General features: G+C 63.5%; 20 protein-coding genes and 1 pseudogene. 2 read left to right on the forward strand and 19 right to left on the reverse strand.

The features are described from left to right. The first annotated feature begins 144 nt into the window (after nucleotides 1–144). Nucleotides 145–1,170: a LacI family DNA-binding transcriptional regulator gene (locus NQ490_RS06660; protein WP_007048573.1), complete on the forward strand. Its 1,026-nt coding sequence runs from the start codon at nucleotides 145–147 to the stop codon at nucleotides 1,168–1,170. A gap of 135 nt (nucleotides 1,171–1,305) precedes the next feature. Here the strand turns inward: NQ490_RS06660 and NQ490_RS06665 are convergent, their stop codons facing one another. The 16 genes and pseudogenes from NQ490_RS06665 to NQ490_RS06740 form a co-directional block, all read right to left on the reverse strand. Next, a complete protein-coding gene (locus NQ490_RS06665) occupies nucleotides 1,306–1,758 on the reverse strand; it encodes a hypothetical protein (RefSeq protein WP_007048572.1) in 453 nt (150 codons plus the stop codon). 62 nt (nucleotides 1,759–1,820) lie between these two features. Further along, nucleotides 1,821–2,801, reverse strand: coding sequence for a DnaJ domain-containing protein (locus NQ490_RS06670; protein ID WP_007048571.1), 981 nt, complete (start codon nucleotides 2,799–2,801; stop codon nucleotides 1,821–1,823). Between the two features lie 45 nt (nucleotides 2,802–2,846). Continuing rightward, the gene (locus tag NQ490_RS06675) at nucleotides 2,847–3,095 is read right to left on the reverse strand and encodes a hypothetical protein (RefSeq protein WP_007048570.1); all 249 of its coding nucleotides are present in this window, start codon (nucleotides 3,093–3,095) and stop codon (nucleotides 2,847–2,849) included. 10 nt (nucleotides 3,096–3,105) lie between these two features. Continuing rightward, entirely contained in the window at nucleotides 3,106–4,179 is a 1,074-nt protein-coding gene (locus NQ490_RS06680; protein ID WP_259951702.1) for a toxin glutamine deamidase domain-containing protein, read from the reverse strand. A gap of 5 nt (nucleotides 4,180–4,184) precedes the next feature. After that, on the reverse strand, nucleotides 4,185–4,538 hold the full coding sequence (locus NQ490_RS06685) for a hypothetical protein (protein ID WP_007048567.1): 354 nt from the start codon (nucleotides 4,536–4,538) through the stop codon (nucleotides 4,185–4,187). A 6-nt stretch (nucleotides 4,539–4,544) separates the two neighbouring features. Beyond that, complete coding sequence (locus NQ490_RS06690; RefSeq protein WP_007048566.1) at nucleotides 4,545–4,805, reverse strand: hypothetical protein; 261 nt, start codon at nucleotides 4,803–4,805, stop codon at nucleotides 4,545–4,547. Between the two features lie 19 nt (nucleotides 4,806–4,824). Then, nucleotides 4,825–5,370 (reverse strand): hypothetical protein, encoded by a 546-nt coding sequence (locus NQ490_RS06695; protein WP_007048565.1) that lies wholly within the window; start codon nucleotides 5,368–5,370, stop codon nucleotides 4,825–4,827. 1,211 nt (nucleotides 5,371–6,581) lie between these two features. Then, nucleotides 6,582–7,580, reverse strand: a pseudogene (locus NQ490_RS15455) (FtsK/SpoIIIE domain-containing protein); the annotation flags it as partial. Between the two features lie 533 nt (nucleotides 7,581–8,113). Further along, nucleotides 8,114–8,572, reverse strand: a complete 459-nt coding sequence (gene grpE / locus NQ490_RS06705; RefSeq protein ID WP_007048563.1) for a nucleotide exchange factor GrpE — start codon at nucleotides 8,570–8,572, stop codon at nucleotides 8,114–8,116. 23 nt (nucleotides 8,573–8,595) lie between these two features. Beyond that, nucleotides 8,596–10,158, reverse strand: coding sequence for an Hsp70 family protein (locus NQ490_RS06710; RefSeq protein ID WP_007048562.1), 1,563 nt, complete (start codon nucleotides 10,156–10,158; stop codon nucleotides 8,596–8,598). Between the two features lie 24 nt (nucleotides 10,159–10,182). After that, on the reverse strand, nucleotides 10,183–10,491 hold the full coding sequence (locus tag NQ490_RS06715; protein ID WP_007048561.1) for a helix-turn-helix transcriptional regulator: 309 nt from the start codon (nucleotides 10,489–10,491) through the stop codon (nucleotides 10,183–10,185). 218 nt (nucleotides 10,492–10,709) lie between these two features. Next, the gene (locus NQ490_RS06720) at nucleotides 10,710–12,638 is read right to left on the reverse strand and encodes an FAD-dependent oxidoreductase (protein ID WP_007048560.1); all 1,929 of its coding nucleotides are present in this window, start codon (nucleotides 12,636–12,638) and stop codon (nucleotides 10,710–10,712) included. A gap of 24 nt (nucleotides 12,639–12,662) precedes the next feature. After that, nucleotides 12,663–13,535, reverse strand: a complete 873-nt coding sequence (aroE, locus tag NQ490_RS06725) for a shikimate dehydrogenase (RefSeq protein WP_040918759.1) — start codon at nucleotides 13,533–13,535, stop codon at nucleotides 12,663–12,665. A gap of 18 nt (nucleotides 13,536–13,553) precedes the next feature. Then, nucleotides 13,554–14,399 carry a sugar phosphate isomerase/epimerase family protein gene (locus NQ490_RS06730; RefSeq protein WP_007048558.1) on the reverse strand — a complete coding sequence of 282 codons (846 nt, stop codon included), beginning with the start codon at nucleotides 14,397–14,399 and terminating at the stop codon, nucleotides 13,554–13,556. 35 nt (nucleotides 14,400–14,434) lie between these two features. Beyond that, nucleotides 14,435–14,956 (reverse strand): shikimate kinase, encoded by a 522-nt coding sequence (locus tag NQ490_RS06735; RefSeq protein ID WP_007048557.1) that lies wholly within the window; start codon nucleotides 14,954–14,956, stop codon nucleotides 14,435–14,437. A gap of 4 nt (nucleotides 14,957–14,960) precedes the next feature. Beyond that, nucleotides 14,961–15,626, reverse strand: a complete 666-nt coding sequence (locus tag NQ490_RS06740) for an MFS transporter (protein ID WP_147644594.1) — start codon at nucleotides 15,624–15,626, stop codon at nucleotides 14,961–14,963. Here NQ490_RS06740 and NQ490_RS06745 point away from each other — a divergent pair. Then, complete coding sequence (locus tag NQ490_RS06745) at nucleotides 15,613–15,882, forward strand: helix-turn-helix domain-containing protein (protein WP_050764761.1); 270 nt, start codon at nucleotides 15,613–15,615, stop codon at nucleotides 15,880–15,882. The two genes, NQ490_RS06740 and NQ490_RS06745, sit on opposite strands and share 14 nt — an antisense overlap. A gap of 80 nt (nucleotides 15,883–15,962) precedes the next feature. On the opposite strand, the gene NQ490_RS06750 is transcribed toward NQ490_RS06745, so the two are convergent. From NQ490_RS06750 to NQ490_RS06760, 3 genes are all read right to left on the reverse strand, one after another. Then, nucleotides 15,963–16,868, reverse strand: coding sequence for a type 2 periplasmic-binding domain-containing protein (locus NQ490_RS06750; protein WP_147644593.1), 906 nt, complete (start codon nucleotides 16,866–16,868; stop codon nucleotides 15,963–15,965). Between the two features lie 69 nt (nucleotides 16,869–16,937). Then, nucleotides 16,938–17,783, reverse strand: a complete 846-nt coding sequence (locus NQ490_RS06755; protein ID WP_007048553.1) for a carbohydrate ABC transporter permease — start codon at nucleotides 17,781–17,783, stop codon at nucleotides 16,938–16,940. A 3-nt stretch (nucleotides 17,784–17,786) separates the two neighbouring features. Further along, nucleotides 17,787–18,719: a carbohydrate ABC transporter permease gene (locus NQ490_RS06760; RefSeq protein WP_007048552.1), complete on the reverse strand. Its 933-nt coding sequence runs from the start codon at nucleotides 18,717–18,719 to the stop codon at nucleotides 17,787–17,789. Nucleotides 18,720–18,797 lie beyond the last annotated feature (78 nt).

Below are 18,797 nucleotides of genomic sequence, written 5' to 3' on the forward strand. Positions count from 1 at the left end.
TGCGATTTGTAGGCTTACACAAGGCGGGCACGCCGGAGTTGTGCAAATGTGAAAATGTGAATTTACAAAAGTTTACACTCTTGTGCTTTTGCATTTTTGCGCTATAATAAAGGTAATGAAACCAGTACAAGGAGGGACCATCCCATGGCCGCCAAGAAGATCACCATGCAGGACATTGCCGATGCCTGCGGACTTTCCCGCAACACGGTATCCAAGGTATTCAACGGCCGGGGCAGCGTGCCGGAGACCACCCGCCAGCAGGTGCTGGAAAAAGCCCGGGGCATGGGCTACCGTCTGCTGCCGGAAAATGCCGACCAGCCCGCCGTACAGGGGCGCAGCATCGCGCTGCTGACCCTCTGCATGCCGGGACGCAACCACTACGGTTCCAACTTCATCTCCAGCTTTGCCAACCGGATGAGCCGGGCGGGCTACACCCTGATGATCTACGAGATCCAGCCCGACGAGCACCGGGACTGCCGTCTGCCCGCCAACTTCGTGCTGGAAAACACGGCGGGCATCCTCTGCATCGAGATGTTCGACCGCCGCTACACCGAGTTCATCGGCCGGCTGGGGCTGCCGGTGATCTTCTCGGACACCTACGCCCGGGCGGATTTTTCCGCCATGGCGGGGGATTTCATCTCCATGGAGAACACCACCAGTTCCATCGCCATGACCAACCATCTGATCCAGTGCGGCGCCCGGCGGCTGGGCTTTGTGGGGGACCACACCCACTGCAACAGCTTTTACGAGCGGTTCAACGGCTTCCGCACGGCGGTGGCCCGGGCCGGGCTGACGCTGGACCCCCAGCTCTGCATCGTGGCGCCCAACAGCGCCCCCTACGGCGAGACCGCCTGGCTGGTGGAGCAGCTCCAGGCCATGCCCCGGCTGCCCGACGCCTTCGTCTGCGCCAACGATTACCTGGCCGTCCATCTGATGAAGGCGCTGAAACATCTGCAGCTGCGCATCCCCGAGGACATCATGGTGGCGGGCTTCGACGATTCGCCGGAGGCCACCGTCACCGAACCGCCCCTGACCACCGTGCGCATCGCCAGCGGTGAGATGGGCTTCATCGCGGCGGGCATCCTGCTGGACCGCATCCAGCGCCCTGCCCTGCCCTACCGCTGCTGCTACATCCAGACCACCCCCGTCTGGCGGGCCACCACCCGGTAATTTCTTTTTTGCTGCACAACGCCCCCGGCAAAGATTGGGCCGGGGGCGTTGTTTTATCCTGCCGGACGCGCAAAAAGCCCGGCGGGCGCAGAGCGTCCGCCGGGCCAGTATACAACACCTTGCAGCAATGTATGGTTATTGCAGGATATTCTCGAAGCAGTCTTTCAGGATGGTATAGTAGTTCTGCTCCTCCTGAAGCTTCTGGCTGTGCCCGGAAAGGGCGTTGAAGATGCCCTGGGTCACAGAGCCGCCGTGTGCCTTGTTGTCCCGGGCAAAGTTCTTGCTTCCGCCAACCTTGAAAACATCCATGAACGCATACTTGCCCTGGTGCGTAATACGGATGAGGAACTGAAGATAATCCGTAGCATGATCCGGGTTGTACAGGACCAGGATATCCTCCGTCTGCTTGCTGAGGAAGCCGCCGGTCTTCAGCGTATCGTTGCGGAAGGCCACGGGGATGCCGTTGGAATCGCACTCGTTCTGCAGAGCATTCTGCAGTGCGATCAGGTTCACGCCATCGCCATTGGGGAAACGGACACGGTTGACAAACCGAAAATCGTCATTCAGATCCTTAGAAGTATAAGCCATAACTATAATTCCTCCCTTGTATATTCACAACTTTCTGCAAGGCGAATGTATCAAAATAAGATTTATTGCAGGCCCGTCCTGCGCACTTCATTGCTGGCCGACTCGTAATTTTTCTCGTAGCCGTGCTTGCCGAAGAAGCCGCTGACCTTTTCTGCGTCAAGGACCATCTGGCGCAGTTCCTGTTCAACGCGGACCTCGGACGGTTCCTCGGGATTTTCCAGCTCTGCCAGCCGGGGCAGCCGCTCCTTGACGAAATCCAGCTGCCGGCGGTTGAGGATCAGGTGCCGTCCCGAGGAACGGTTATAGGAAATATTGTGGTAGATGTGATCCCGCAGGCAGTCGAAGTAGACCTTCCGGGAAAAGGATGTACGCTGGCCGCCTTCCTTCCAGTAGGCCATCTCCACCGTATCCACGGCTTCCTGGGTGCGGCCCATCTCCCGGAACGTTTCCGCCCGCTCGTACTGGTAGCGGTCGCTGGCGGGGTCCAGTTCCCCCGCTTTGGCGAAGCAGTGCAGCGCGTCCTCCATCTGCTGGTGGCGCAGATACAGGAACCCCAGCACCTCATAGGGGCCCTCGGTCTCCCGCAGGCGCAGGGACTGCCACAGGCATTTTTCCGCTTCGGTATCATTGCGCTGGTCGTTGTAGGCGTCCCCCAGCACATACCAGGCCAGCCAGTTCTGGGGCTGTGCCTGGATCACCCGCTGGGCCAGGTTGACAAGGCTCAGCAGGTCGCCGTTGTTGCGGAAGATATCCGCCTGTTCCACCCAGGCATCGGGATCTTCCTGGCTTCCGCCGGCGGGCGGCGCCTCACCGGGATCCGGCTGTGCCAGCTGCCCGTCGTATGCCGCCCGGGCCTGGGCGTCCAGCAGCACCTTCTCCGCCTCGGCGATGTTCCGTACCCGCTGTTCCGCTTCGGCACGGATGTCGGCGTTGGGATTGGTGGTCCGGGCATTCCAGGTCCGGCGCATCTTTCTCACCGCCGCCCGGATCTCCTCCTCCGAGGCAGTGGGGGCGATCTCCAGCAATTCGTAATAATTCGTCAAACTCCAGTACCCCTTTTCTTTATGTTGTGCGGGCAGTCCCGCCGGTTACACGTTTTCTTCCAGCGGGGTCCGTATCCCCTGCCGGTAGGCTTCCAGGTGGCGGGAATATCCCACAGAGGAATCCGCATACAGCACGCCGCCGTCATCCCCGATGATCAGCGAGCCCCCGCCCTTTTCCGGAATGCTGAAGTACAGCGCCGGCAGCCCCGGGACCGGGGCGCAGCAATGTTCCAGCCTGTCCGCCGGCACCTCCAGCAGCCGGGCGGCCAGTGCGATCTTCTCGGCTTTTGTCATACCATCCTCCTTACAGCAGGGCGCACCATTCGCTCACCATGACGTAGTCATGGGGCCATTCCAGGATCTCGCCGCTCTGGCCGTCCAGCGTGTGGAACTGTTCCCCGTCGAAGAGGACGTTGAACCAGTGCCCTGCCTGGGGCAGCCCGTCGATCGAGGGCTCGCGGTTGATCCCCACGATAAGGTGGGAACCGGGGCCGAGGCGGCGCAGGTGATTTTCGATCTGTTCCACCGGCAGGTAGACACACCGCTTGCCGGTGGCTGCTTCCATACCGCGGTCGCTGCCCACATTGACCTGGGAGGCCACCGGCGCCCCGTTGCCCGAGAGCCGTGCCTCCACCGCCAGGGCGCAGGAACCGCAGTTGAAACGGTAGGGATTGCGATCGGGCAGGAAGAAGGGGTTGCGGTAGTTGGGATTGATCTCGGTGATCCATCCGCCGGCATCCTCCAGGCAGAAGGCGCCGTAGGCGTTGGCCAGGCTGTCGAACCCGTAGGCGCCCTCCGCCCCCGCCACCCGGTAGGGATAGGGTTCCGGCGGCGCGCCCCCCTGGCCGGTGGCCTGGTCCAGCAGAGCCGACTCGTAGGCCAGCATCCGGCTCCGTTCCCGCTGCAGGAAGCGGTCCAGCAGGGGCGTGTCGGCGATGCCCCGGTCCAGCAGGGCCTGCCGGTAGTTGCCGATCACCTCATCGGTGTTCTGCAGGGTCGTCTTCCAGAGGTTTCCCGCTTCCTCCGCGCTGAGGCGGCGCACCGGTCCCGGCGGACTGTCCGCCGCCGTCACCGCCGTCACGGCGGCCACGGTGGCCGCGGCGCCCGCCGGCATACCGCCCCGGGCTGCTGCCCACTGTTCCAGCAAGACGCGGGCCTGTTCCAGAATGGCCGCGCACTGACGCAGCGTTCCGGCAGACTGCTCCAGCAGGGAGAGGATGGCCCCGTACTGGGAGGCCGCTGTTCCCTGGATCCCCGCCTGCACCATCTGGGTGCAGCGGGTACAGTCCGCCGCCGTCTGCAGCAGCAGTGCCTGCCCCTGCTCCAGCTGGTTCCGGACTGCCAGCACGGTCTGGAAAACCTCCGCCATACCGGCCATGCCATTCACCTCCTGTGCCCGTGGACCTCCTCATCGGGTTCCGGCTCCGCGCCGAAGGACATCACATGTCCGGCCACCGGGGGCGGTGTGCCCGCACCGGCGGCACCGGCGATCCAGTCGTTGGCGATCCCGATGCAGGCGTCCAGCGATGCCTGCATCTGCTGCACCGCGGTGATGGCGCTGCGCACCGCCACCAGACAGTCCCGGATCTCCGGTCCGGCGCTGCCGCCGGCCTGGTCAATGATCACCGAGACATCCTGGGCGAGCTGCCGCTGCCAGGCCACGCTGCCCTGCCGGGTCTGTTCCAGGCTCCGGGTGACAAGCTCCACGCTTGCCACGATTTCCGTCAACTGGCTCATCGCGCATCACGCCTTGGAGACCCAATCCCTGGCTTTGCCCGCCGCCGCGTTCAGCTGCACGGAGGCCGCTTTCACCGACTGCATGGCCTGCTGCAGGGCATCTACCATCTGCCGGTCCTCATTGGAGGCCGTGCCGCCGATGGCGCTGCTGATCGTCCCGATCTGCTGCTGCAGCGTGCTGGAAAAGGAATTCATGGCGGCGGCCGTCTGGGTGATGTTGGTGGCGACCTGATTGATCTGGGCTTTCAACTGGCTGAGTTGTGACATACTGCATCCTCCTGTTGTATCAGTTTCCGGCGAGGAAATCCATCATCCGGCGGAAAACGCTCCGGTTGGCGCGCTCCAACTCCCGGCGGTAGGCTTCCTCGGCTTGCAAACGCTGTTCTTCCTCCCGGCGGCGCTGTTCTTCCTCTTCCCGGCGGCGTGCTTCCTCCAGCCGCCGCTGTTCCGCCTGCGCCGCCTCGATCTCCTGGCGCTTTTTTTCCAGGGCCTCCTGCTTTTTTTCGTCAAAGAAGGTTTTCATTCCGGCGGCACAGCGGTTCTGCGCCGCCAGGGCGTCCCGCACCGTCAGCGGGTTGGGCTGCGGGACGGGACGGGATACCGCCACGCCGAACAGCACCTGGCAGGTGCTGGCCACCTCGTTGAACTGCCCGAAGGCATCCTGACCGATGCGGTCCAGTTCTTCCAGCTGCCGGGTCAGTTCCTGTTCACTCCGGCCGGTCCGGGCCTGGATGTCCGCACGGCACTGCTCCTGTGCCTGCAGCAGCTGTTCCGGTACTTCGGCCAGGCCGCGGATGGTCGCGGCGTAGGCGTTGTAATCAAATTGGCTCATTCCCAAACCACCGCCTCCAGTTTTCCCGTATCCCGCATGGTGCAGGGCGACATGGGGATCAGCGTCAGGTCGGCCTGCAGGTCGGTAGCGTCATGCAGCAGCGCCCGGTGGGCCGCACCGTTCCAGCTCACGAAAGGCCCCAGCACATCCTTGGAGGTGGCGTCGTCCAGCCGCAGCAGGATCTTGGTATCGATGTATCCGTCGCCGTTGAACCCGATGTGCTCGCGGTACATGGCCACGTTGGACCACCACGCGATGAGGTGCACGCCCCGGGGCGGGCCGTTCTTCAGCAGGTCCTGCAGGGCGCTGGCGCCGGTGACCACATTGAAGGGGTCGTCCCCCACCGCATCGGCCATGCCGGGACAGCGGTCCATGCCCAGGGCCAGGATGTAGCAGGCTTCCCCGGTGGGCGGCTGCTTGAGTTCCGCGGCCATCTGCACGAAGAAGGCCGGCGCCTGCCGGGGCTCCACCTCCTCCACCGGAAGGCCGAAGCGCTCCATGGTGTGCAGCCACTGTTCCAGGCCGTTGTGCCGGGCCACGCCGGGTTCCAGGCCGTTGATGAGGACGAACCGCGCATCCCCCTGGGGGTGCTGCAGCGCCAGCGAGATGGCCATGTTCTCGATGAGGCCCACGGCATAGTTGGGCGGCAGGGCATCGGCGGCCTTTTTCTCGCCGTCGCCGGAGCCCAGGATGGCCACGTTGCGGCCGGCATCGGAGGACATCCGCACCGCCGCCACCTTGCGGCTCACCGAGATGATCTGCCCGCAGACCAGCATGGGCGGCGCGCCGCCCTGCAGCACGTTGCTGCGCCAGCTGCGGATATCCCGGACCGCATCGCTGAGATGGAATTCATCGTTCTTGCTGAAGACCATGGGGATATGGTTTTCGGCGTCCGGGCGGCTGCACCAGCTCTTGCGCAGCGCCAGCATGGCGTCCGGGTCGGCGTAGGCCACCGAGAATTTGCGGTTGGAATCCAGGGCGCCGTAGTTGACGTTGATCACCGCCTCGCCGCGCACCCGCAGGCGGGCGGCAGCATCGTTGCCCTGGACAAAGGTGGCGTAGGATTCCTGCAGCGTGTTCTGCAGGGCGATGCGCACCGGGAATGCCGGATAGATCTGGTCTTCCCGGCCCATCAGCGCCGCCCCGTGGGCGACAGTCTGGGAGGCCAGCACCATATGGATGCCGCAGGCACGGCCCTGGCGGACGATATTCTCGATGAGTTCGGCGGCGCGGCGGCCCAGATCATCGGCCACCTCCACCAGTTTCTGGTATTCGTCGATGAGGATCACGATGCGCGGCATGGGATCCTCCGGCCGCTTGGCCCGGTAGGCCACCAGGGAACTGGCCTCCACGCTGTTCATCCGCAGGGCCCGGTTCTGGCGTTCGGCCTCGATATGGGCCAGCGCCGCCACGCCGAAGTCCCGGGCGCTTTCCAGGCCCAGCACCCGGGCGTGGGGCAGCCAGGAACGCTGGGGCGAATAGGAATAGGGTTTGAAGGTCAGGCCGTCCTTGAAGTCCAGCAGGTACAGTTCCAGTTCCCGGGGACTGTAGCGGCAGCACATGCTGTGGATCATGACCTCCAGCAGGTTGGACTTGCCTTTGCCCGGGGCGCCGGTGATGAGCACGTTGTGCAGCTGGGTGTTCTTGTCGCCCAGGCGCAGGGTAACGGTCTCCAGGCCCACCTTGCCCAGGCTGCAGTCGATGCCCTCCGCCGTGGACCCGGTCCAGCAGTTGCGGGTATCCTCGATGCTGTCGAAGGGGATGGTCACCACCGAGGTCTTCTCCGACCGGGCGGTGTAGTCTGCCAGGAAAGCGTCCGCCTCCCGGGCCTCCCAGGGGGTGAAGGTCATCTCCAGGGTGGGATAGCTGCCGGGGATCCAGCTGCCGCCGGACTGTCGGCTGATGACCTGGGCCTTGGGCAGCAGGGCGGCGGCATCCCGCAGATGTCCGGGATCCACCGCGAACAGGAAGGCACAGCCCGCACGCACGCCGTTCTCCGCCGCACGCAGCAGCTGTTTGCGCAGGGACTCGTTTTTCAGCCAGTCCCGGCCGGCCACCACGTAGAGCCGCAGCTGCCCCACCGCCTGCTGGGCTTTGGTGCGCAGTTCCAGCAGCGAGGCATACCGGCCTTTCAGCAGACCGTCGGTGGCCACGATCTCCCGGGAGAGGGTCTCCAGTTCACCGGAGAAGTGTTCCGGCGTGGCCAGCATGGTGTACTGCTCCAGTTCCGAGAAGCAGGAAAATGTATTTTTCAGTTCGGGGTTGTAGACGCAGACCCGGATCTGACCGGGGGCCGTCTGGTCCAGCACGCTGAAGATCAGGCTGCGCAGCGCGGGGAAAAGGTCCTCCTCCGGGGCGGCCAGCAGCAGGTTCCCGTGCCCCAGGAAGGGCAGCAGGAAGGGGGCCGCGGCGTCCTGACTGAGCTGCCGGAAGTGGAGCGTGCCCACCCGCAGGTATTCCGCCGCCTGGAGAATGGGCTGTTCCGTGCCGCCGCTTCCCGCCAGCTGCCCCTGCAGCTGCTGCACCAGGGCGGAGCAGCGCTGCCGCGCCTGCTGCTGTACGGCGGCGATCCGGCTGTCCAGTGCCTGGGCGGCGCTTTCCCGCAGCTGACGGCGGCGGCTGAGGAGCTTCTTTTTCTCCCGCTCCACCGCAAACTGCGTGCGCCCGCAGGCCTGGCAGAATTCAGTATACTGTTTTTGGATGTCCTGCCGTTCCACAGGCTTTGCCCCCCTCTCCCCTTTTGTCAGCGGGCCACCACCACTTCCGCCGGGCGGATCACCTTGTCCCCCCGCCGGTATCCCTGGCGGATGACCTGGGTGATGGTGTTGACCGGATGCGCCTCGCTGGCCGGCACCACCGAAAGACAGCTGTGGATCCGCGGATCGAACTGCTCCAGCTGCTCGATCTGCTCGATGCCCCGCCGGGCCAGGATCTCCAGCAGTTCCTCCAGCACCGAATCGGTGAAGGCATCGCTCTGGGTGCGGTTGTAGATCCGGTCGCACAGCAGGATGAGCTCTTTCACAAAAGCCAGGATGCGCTCATCCTCCGCCGAGCGGATCAGCAGGGTATTGGACTGGGCCAATTTTTCCAGCGCGGCGTTCTTGGTCTTGTCGTCCATGAGCCGCCGGGCAAACAGGTCCCGCAGCTGCGTCACCTCGGTAAAGACTTCGTCCAGGGTATGCTGCGAAGCTGTTTCGGCCATATCGGGCACCTCCCCCGTACTTCTCAGCCGATGGGCATGCTGTCCATCCGCCGGATGGCGTTTTCCACCGTTTCCTCGTCCATGTTCAGGGCGCGGTCGATCTCAAAAGTGCCCACCGTCCGGCGGGCGGTATCGTCAAAGAGTTCCACATAGACGGTCTGGTCGATATCGTAGGCATAGAACACCGTGAAGGGTGCCCCTTTGGGATAGGCCGGGATGGGGATATCCTTGCTGCCGATGACCACCGCGTACCGGACATCGCTGTCCTCCCCCTGGGTCACCCGCACGAAAATGCTGGACTGGTTGTCCTGCACCGTCATGGCGTGGCGCTCCCCCTTGGTGGGGATCTTGGCGTTCTTGGGGATGACCACGAAGTTTTCCTCCTGGTCGTTGTCGTTGAGAAGGATCACCCCCAGGGCCTGGGAGGTCACGTCCGAGATGGTCAGCACCATATCCCCGGCGGGGGCCGGCACCAGATCGCCGCTTCCTTGCGCCGGTCCGTCCTCCGCCTTCTCCTGCTCGCAGACATAGGCCTGGATGGCGGCCCCCAGGGCCACCGCTTCGTCAGGGTTCACGTTCAGCTCCGGCTGCTTGCCGGAGATCTGCCGCACCATGTTGCGCACCATGGGCATCCGGGTAGAGCCGCCGATGAGCAGCAGATGGTCGATGTCCGCCCACAGCTTGCCTGCGGCCTCCATCACATCCTCCACCAGTTCCTGGGTGGTGCGCAGCAGGTCCCGGGTGAGTTCCTCGAACTGTTCCCGGGTGATGCGCACCCGGTACTGCTTGCCCCGCACCGACAGGATGATGTTGGCCTGCTGAATGGTGCTCAGGCTCTTTTTGGCCAGCTCGGATTTTTCCCGGATCTCAGCCACCAGGGCGTCGTCCAGCGAAAGGTCGCTGCCCGCCCCCTGCTTTTCCAGCTCCTCCATGACATAGTTGGCAATGCGGTTGTCGAAGTCGAAGCCGCCCAGATTGCGGTTTCCGTCGGTAGCCAGCACATCGAAGGTGCCGTCCCGGATCTCCATGATCGTCACGTCGAAGGTGCCGCCGCCCAGGTCGTACACCAGCACCGTGCCGTTGCTTTCGTAGTTGAGGCCGTAGGAGATGGCCGCCGCCGTGGGTTCGTTGAGCACCCGCAGCACGTTGAGCCCCGCAATGCGCCCGGCCTGACGGGTGGCTACCCGCCGGGTATCGTCAAAGTAGGCCGGTACCGTGATCACCGCATCGGTGACCTCCTCCCCCAGGGCCAGCTCGGCATCATTCTTCAGCTTTTTCAGGATGATGGCCGAGATCTCCTCCGCTGTGTAGACGTTGCCGCTGGTGGATTCAAACCGCCAGCCGGGATCCCCCATCTGCCGCTTGACAAACTGCACCACATCCAGCGGCGAGGTGGCCGCCGAATGTTTGGCCATATCCCCCACCAGCGGCTCGTCGCCGCCGTTGCCCACATCGGGGAACAGCACCACCGACGGGGTGATGTTCTGCCCCTCGCTGTTGGGCAGGATGGCCGGTTTGCCGTCCGGCTGCAGCACCGCTACCGCCGAATAGGTGGTCCCCAGGTCAATTCCGATCGCTCGTCCCATACTTGCCGCCTCCCGCAACAAACTTCAGCTGTTGAACTTGATGAACAGATCCGCCGGAAACACATGCAGCCCTTCGATCATCTCCCGGGTGGAACGGATCTCGTGGAAGAGGAACACCAGGGAAAGATAGGTGCACCAGGACATGTGCCGCTTGCCCGATTCCAACCCGCTGTAGGTCTGCCGGGAGATCCCCAGCAGATTGGCCAGCTCCTCCTGCGAAATATCTGCCTTGGCCCGCAGCGCCGCCAGATTTTCCTGCAGGACGGCAATGCTGACCTTCTGATAATTTTCCGACACCGACCATTTTTCCCGAATCACCGAATCACCTGCCATCTCCCCGGCGGATCTTCACCGAAGCGCCTCTTGTATCGTTATATTAGATATAATTATCTTACAATTTGTCAACATATCTGTCAATATGTATATTCAATTTCCATTCCACCCGACCCAAAATTCTTCTAACGTACGGTGATTTTTTTTGCACATTCACCACAGCAAAAGCCCTCCGGCTGTTTCAGCCGGAGGGCTTTTTGGCTTTTGGGAATGAAAACTCAGATCTGCAGGGCAGCTTCCAGGGCGGCCTGGGTGGCGGTCACTGCATTGCCGGGGGCCTGGGCGGCCTCACCGATGACGACCACCTGGGGGGCCACCTTCTCGGCGTCTTCCTTGAGGGCCGCGTTGCTGCGGGAACCCATGGCCAGCACCACGGTGTCGTAGCCGCGCATGGAACCGCCGGTGCCGTCGGCCAGCTGGTAGTCCACGCCGTCGGGGTAGAAATGGCTGACCCGGGCGCCGGGCTGCAACTGGACATGGTTCTCGGCAAAATTCTCGAACATGTAGCGGCGGTTCTCGGGGGTGACATCGGCGGCGATGACGGTCTTCATCTCCACGATGCCCACGGTGTAGCCGCGCTCGGCCAGGAACTCGGCCGCTTCACAGCCCACCATGCCGCCGCCTACCACCAGGGCCTTCTGGCCGCAGGTGACCTTGCCCAGCAGCAGGTCCTGGGCGGTGACGTAGCCGCAGGTGTCCAGACCCGGGATGGGCAGCACCAGCGGCACCGAACCGGTGGCCACCACGATGGCGTCGGGGGAGAGGCTGCGCAGCGTCTCCTCGGTGGCGTTGACGCCGCAGCGCAGGTCCACACCCGCCTGCTGGCACTTGACGATCATGGAGCGGATGGCCTCGGACAGCTGGCCCTTACCGGTGGGGAAGGACGCCACGCGGAAGTTGCCGCCCAGCTCCTCACACTTTTCCAGCAGGGTCACGCTGTGGCCGCGCACGGCGCAGGCCCAGGCCGCATACAGGCCGGCGGGGCCGCCGCCCACGACCACCACCCGCTTCTTGTTCTCCACGGGGGTGAGCACGTGTTCCTGGCCCACGCAGGGGTTCAGGGCGCAGGTGATGGCCTTGCCGGCAAACATGTTGGGAACGCAGCCCAGCAGGCAGCCGATGCAGGGGGTCATGCTCTCCAGCTGGTTGTTGCGGGCCTTGTTGGGCAGCTCGGGGTCGGTGATGCTCTGACGGCCGAAGGCGATGAGGTCGGCACGGCCCTGCTTGACCAGCAGCTCGGCGTACTGGGGCTCGGTGAAGCGGCCCACGGCGATGACCGGGATGCTCACCGCGCGGTGGATCTCGCTGACCAGGTCGGCGTTGAAGCCACCGTGGGTGATGCCGGGGGCCCACATGAACTCGTCATGGAGATGGACGGCACGGGTCACGTGCAGGGCGTCCACGCCGCACTCCTGCTCCAGGTAGGCGGCCACGGCGGCGGCGTCCTGGACGGTCTGGCCGCCCTCCACCTCGTCGCTGGCGTTGATGCGGCAGAGGATGGGCAGGTTGCCGCCGGTCTTCTTCCGGATGTTCTCGATGATCAGGCGGGGCAGCCGCATGCGGTTCTCGAAGCAGCCGCCGAACTCATCGGTGCGGTGGTTGGTGCGCTGGGAGATGAAGGTGCTCACCAGGTAGCCGTGGGCACAGTGGACTTCCACCATGTCGATGCCGGCCTGCTGGGCGCGGCGGGCGGCATCACCGTAGCACTCGATGATGCGGTAGAGTTCCTCCCGGCTGACAGCCTCGGGCACTTTCCGGCCCTGGGCGGCGGGCACGGCGCTGGCGGCCTTCAGCGGGTAGCCGGTGAGGGCGGAGTTGCCCTCGGGGCCGGCGTGCTGCAGCTGGATGGACACCTTGGCGCCGTAGGCATGGCAGGCATCGGCCACCCGGCGGAAGCTGGGCACCGTGTCGTCCGAGAAGAGGCAGGGCTTGCGGGGGCCGCCCTTGGCCTCTTTGTAGACCACGGTGGATTCAATGGTGATGAGGCCGAAGCCGCCCTTGGCCCGGGCCTCGTAGTAGGAGAGGGACCGGTCGCTGAGGGAGCCGTCGGTGTTGGCCAGGTTGTTGCCCATGGGGGGCACCACAAAACGGTTGGGCACGGTGACGGTGCCGATCTGCACCGGAGAGAACATATACGGGAATTTCATGATGAGTACCTCCGACTGCCCTGATTACAGGAAGAATTTTTCCAGCACTTCCTGGGCAGGCATATCCTTGCCGGTGAAGAGCTTGAAGGCGGCCACGCCCTGCCACAGCAGCATGCCGATGCCGCCCACCGCGGCGGCACAGCCGGCGGCCTTGGCGTCACAGATCAGACGGGTCTCCTTGGGATTGTAGACGGTGTCGGCCACCACCAGCTCGGGACGGAGCAGCTTGGGGTCGATGAGGGTCTCGGCCTCCAGGGGCTTCATGCCCACCTTGGTGGCGTTGACCAGGATGTCGCAGCGGCCCACCGCCGCGGCCAGGGCGGCCTCGTCCTCCAGCGGGGTGATGGACACCTTGCAGTGGGGCACCGCCTTGCGCAGCTTTTCCACATTCTGCTCGCCGCGGGGGTAGAATTCATCCTTGCGGTTGAAGATGGCGATCTCCGCCGCGCCGTCCAGCGCCGCCTGGGCGCAGATGGCTGTGGCCGCACCGCCGGCGCCCAGCACCACCAGCTTCTTGCCGCTGATGGCCACGCCGTGTTCGGCCAGGTTGCGCACAAAGCCGATGCCGTCGGTGTTGTGGCCGGTGAGTTTGCCGTCCTCCCCCACGGTGACGGTGTTGCAGGCGCCGATGAGCTCCGCCGCCGGAGAGAGGGCGTCCACGCAGCCCGCCACGGCGGTCTTGCAGGGCATGGTCACGTTGAAGCCGCCCACATGGAGCAGCTTGAGGGACTCCACCGCTTCCTTGGTCTTTTCCAGGGGAATATCAAAGGCCAGGTAGGCCGCATCGATGCCGGTGCGGGCGAAGGAGTAGTTGTACATGGCGGGAGAGCCGGAATGGCCCACGGGGGAGCCGATCAGGCAGTAAAGCTGGGTATGTCCGGAAATTCTTGCTTCCATTGCAGATATCCTCCTCGATTACTTTTCCAGAATCTCGGGCCATGCCTGTTCCAGCACGGCCTTGGTGGCGTCGTAGTTGGCCTTGGCAGCGGCGGGCACGCCGTCCGCCAGGATGGCGTCGCTGATGACTTCCACGCCCACCACCTTGGGATCGATGCCCTTGTTGCGGATCATCTCCACAAAGCCGGCGGTGTTGCCGGAACCGGTGCCGGGCAGCATGCGGTCGTGCATGGACTCATCCCGGAGCACGGGGCCCGCGTAGGGATGGGCCTGCACGTCGTTGATCTGGATGGAGACCACCTTGTCGGCGGGCACATCGGCCAGCACGCTGGGGTCATAGCTCTGGTTGGCGCGGATCCAGTGCCAGGAGTCCAGGATCAGCTTGGCGTTGTCGCAGCCGGATTCCTTGACCACGGCCCAGGCCTTCTTCACATCGGGCAGGCCGCTGTAGGGCATGGGCTCCACGCCGATGGTGAAGGGCGCCGCACGGTGGCACAGTTCCCGCAGCTTCTGGGCGGTGTACTCCACCGAGTAGTTCTCCATGAGGCCGCAGTTGATGTGGTTCACGCCGAACAGACGGCACATATGGAAGCAGATCTGCTCCTTGTACTTCTGCTCGTAGGAGCGGTGCTCCTCGGCCCACTGGACGATGTACTCCACCTCGGTGACCTTCATGTCGTACTTCTTCAGGATGTCCAGGATGTCCTGGTCGAAGAGGCCCTCGTTCAGGGCGTCCACGTAGGTCTCCGCCCGCAGGCCGATGCCCTCGAAGCCGGCAGCCTTGGCGGCCGAAACCCGCTCTTCAAAGGTGCACTGGTCGCCCAGCGTCCAGGAACTGATGGTGATGGGATGTTTCTGAGACATGGTGTATTTCCTCCTAAGCGTCGTATGGGTTTTCTTTATTGCGGCTGCCCGCGGAGCGCTGCCTGCTGCAGCACTTCCCGGCAGATTTCGGCGATGGTCCGGTCCGAGGTGTCCACGGTGATGTCCGCCGCGGCCTCGTACTTGGGACGGCGCTGTTCCATCAGCGCCGCGATGTAGGCGATATCCTTGTGGCCTTCCAGCAGCGGGCGGCTGTGGTCGTCCTTCACCCGGCGCAGGATGACCTCCGGGCGGGCGGTCAGCAGCACCACCAGGCCGCTGCGGCGCATGGCCGCCACGTTTTCCTCCCGCATGGGGACCCCGCCCCCGCAGGAGACCACGCAGGGCTCGCTGTGGGAAAAGCTGTTGAGCAGCGCCGTCTCGCAGCTGCGGAAGTAGCCCTCCCCTTTCCGGGCAAAGATGTCCGAGACGGACATGCCCTCCTGTTCGGCGATGCGCTGGTCCATCTCCACCACGGGGCGGCCCAGCTGACGGCTCAGCGCCCGGGAGACCGACGTCTTGCCCGCGCCCATGAAGCCGATGAGAAACAATGTATCCATAGCCTTACTCCTTTGCGGCGGCAGCCTTTTCCTTTTTCAGGCAGCCATTGAGGTAGACCGCCAGCAGGATGCCCACCAGGGTCACGGCGATGTTGAAGAGCAGCACCAGACGGGGGCCCTCGGTGCCGCCGATGCGGGTGAGGATGCCCGCCACGCTGACCACCAGGTAGTTGGCCACGCTGGAGGCGATCATGACGATGGAGGTGATGACGCCGCGGTTTTTGGGGAACATCTCATTGGCCACGGCGGTGACCAGCTGGAGCACGCCGCCCGCGGCGAAGAAGCCCAGCAGGAAGCCGCCGGCCAGGCAGATGGCGGGGGTCTGGATGAAGTAGATGGCCACCAGGGTCAGCAGGGCGATGGTGGGATAGACCACCAGGATCTTGGCGGGTTCCACGTTGCGGCCCAGCAGCGCCGCGCTGACAAAGAGGGCCAGCACGATGCCCACCGAGTAGAAGGACTGGATCTTGCCGGGGTCGGACAGGCCGTAGAGGATGCCCAGCTCCTGGTTGCAGTTGAGCCAGAGCATGAAGGTGGTGGAGGTGGTGAAGCCCAGGCAGACCAGCACGATGGACGCCGGGGTGAAATGCATGGGTTCCTTGGCGGCCTTTTTCTCGGTGCGGGTGAAGGGCGGGAAGGGCAGGAAGGCCAGGAAGATGCCGTCCACCACGATGATGACGGCGGTGGCCAGGAAGATGGTGTGGAAGGGCAGGTTAGCGCGGGAAACTGGAATCCGTCCATCTACGATCTGCGCTTATTATAATGAGTTTGCGGAGAGAATCAACCTGGAACATTTGGACCGTATCTGTGAGGCTTTGGGCTGTCGCGTTGAAGATGTTCTTGAATATGTTCCAAGTCTCCAAAAAAAGACCGGCCAAGATCTGATTTTAGAAGATCACGGAAACCGAAAAGACCCGAAAAAATGAGACGAAAAAAGGGCGTTTAAGAGGGATTTAATACCTTCTCAAACGCCCTTTTTCTTTTTCATTTTATAAGCAAAATCTTTTCAATTTTTTTGCAAAGCAACATCCACATCGGTCCACTGGTACAAAAGGCAGAAATACTGCCCGTCCAGCAGCTTTTCGGCGGTCTGCTGCCGCTTGTCAAAAAAGAAATCGCTGGTCAGCGTGCCGTCCGCCACCAGTTCCCGCAGCGTTTTCAGCCAGGTCTGGTAGTCGGGGTCGGTGACCGCGTCGTAGGCCTGGCCGTCCTTCTGGGGCGGAATGGCGAGAAAATCCGGCAGGCAGTCGGTGAGGGAGGCATTGCCGTACTCGTTGAACTCTCCCACCCCAAAGGGAATGAGCGGTTTGCCGTCCACCTCGGGGAACTGGGCCGCCGCCCGGCGCAGGGTGTCGGCAAAGCCTTCCGGCGTGGTCATGTCGGGGCTGCCCAGGGCTTCATACAGATCCTTGCGCACCACAAAGACCATGTTGGCCGCCTGCTGGGCTTCCTCCACCCCCGCCGAAAAGCTGGGGTAGCCGTAGACATAGCCGTCGGGCTGGCGGTACCAGTCCAGCTGGTCCGCCCCCGCCACGGTATAGAAGTCGGGATCGTAGGTTTCGGCCAGCTCGTCCAGGGAATAGACGTAGCCCCCGTCGATGAGGGTGCTGACCTGGGGTTCCCACCAGCCCAGGGTGATGAGGTCGGGCAGGTCCTCCTGGCGGATCATGGCGTCCAGGGTGTCGCTGCCCGCCCCCGTGGGGACGGAAAAGTCCACCGTGACGCCGGTAGATTCGGTGACGGTGTCGGTGACATGGTTGCCGCCCCAGCCGGCGTTGAACCAGGAAAAATTCACATACCAGTCCAGCTGTACGGCCGGTGCCGCGGGCTGCTGCGGCGCCGCCGCACACCCCGCCAGCAGCAAAAGGGCGGCGGTCAGACAGACCGACCTTGCTCCCCTGTCAGTCGTCATAACCGCCGCCTCCTTGCCTTGCAGGCTGTATTTTATTTTATCATAGCACACTGTGCCGGGGGCCAGCAATCACTCCTTGACGCTGCCGGCCGAGATACTGCTGATGATGTACCGCGAGCAGAAGCAGAACACCACGATGATGGGTACCACCGACATGGCGATGGCCAGATAGGTGGCGCCGATGTTGCTGGAGATATCCTTCACCGAGTTGAGGCTGGCGATCATCATGGACAGGGTGAACAGATCCTGGTTGTTGATGAGGACCAAGGGGGTGAGGTAGTTGTTCCAGCTGCCGATGAAGGCGCCGATGGCCATGGTGGCGATGCCGGGGGCCATGATGGGCAGCACGATGCTGTGGAAGATGCGCAGCTCGCTGGCGCCGTCGATGCGGGGGGCTTCCAGCAGGGCCTTGGGCAGCACCGAAAGGATGTACTGCCGCAGGAAGAATACGGTGCCCGGGCTGGCGATGGCCGGCAGGATAAGGGGCCAATAGGAATCGATGAGGCCCAGCATGTTGCACAGGTCATAGAAGCCCAGCAGGCCCAGCTGGGCGGGCACCATCATGAAGACCAGCATGACGGTGAAGAGCAGCTTGTTGCCCTTGAAGTCGTAGCAGGCCAGGGCGTAGGCGGTCAGGGCCGAGAAGTAGGACACCAGCAGGGTGCTGCCCACGGCGATGACCAGGCTGTTGAGCATACCCTGGAAGATGTTCAGGTTGTCGGTGACGAGGGTCCAGTTTTCGGCCAGGCTGGTGCCGGGCAGCAGCGAGAAACCGGTCATGATCTCGTTGCCGCTGCGGGTGGCGTTGACCAGCATCATCCAGAAGGGGATCAGGCAGACCAGCGCCAGCAGGATGAGGGCCAGATACAGGATGGTCTTGATGACCCGGGTCTTGAGGCGATAGGCGGTATCCACAGGTCAGTCCTCCTTTCGGTTCATCAGGCGGAAGGCAATGAAGCTGCACACCGCGATGATGGCAAAGAGCACGAAGGCGATGGCGGCGGCATAGCCCATCTGCCGGTTGGTGAAAGCCATGTTGAAGAGGTAGAACACCGCCGTGTAGAGGCTGCGGCCGGGCGTGCCCTTGGTGCCGGAGATCAGGTAGGGGATGTCAAAGAGCTGCAAGCCGCCGATGAGGCTGGTGATGGCCACATACATCATGATGGGGCGCAGCAGGGGCAGGGTGATGCGGCCGAAGATGGTCCAGCGGCCGGCGCCGTCGATGGTGGCGGCCTCATAGTAGTCCCGGCTGATGCCCTGGACGCCCGCCATGAGCAGGATGAAGCTGTTGCCGAACCACATCCAGGCGCCCACGACGCCCACCACCGCCTGGGCGGTGGCGCCGGAACCGCCCAGCCAGTTGATGGGTTCCTGGATGACGCCGAACTGGAGCAGCACCTGATTGACGCTGCCGTACTGCCAGTCCAGCAGCGTCTTGAAGAGGAACGCCACCGAGGTGCAGGCGATGAGGTTGGGCAGGTAGAAGATGGCCCGGAAGATGCTCAGGCCCTTCATGCGGTATTTCATATCGTTGAGGAGCATGGTGAGCAGCAGGGCCAGGCCCAGCTGGAGCACGATGTTGATGCCCCACATCTTGAGGGTGTTGACGAAGGCTTCCCAGAACAGAGGGTCGGTGAGGGCGCGCTGGTAGTTGTCCAGCATGACGGGGTCGGCCTTGCCGTACCCTTTATAATCGGTAAAGCTCATGATGAAGGTGCGCAGCACCGGGTAGACGCTGAACACCAGGAAGGTTGCCACAAAGGGGATGCAGAACAGCGCGCCGTAGCGGTTCACGTCGTTGGGGGCCCGCCGCTTCTGCACGGTTTTTTCCGCCGTTGCTTGTTTGGCCATAACACATTCCGCCTTTCCACAGGAAGGCATCACCCCGGGCGCGGGGCCCGGGGTGATGCCTTCAGAAATTCTGCCGGT

It is taken from the genome of Subdoligranulum variabile, from assembly GCF_025152575.1.
Lineage (GTDB): Bacteria > Bacillota > Clostridia > Oscillospirales > Ruminococcaceae > Gemmiger > Gemmiger variabilis.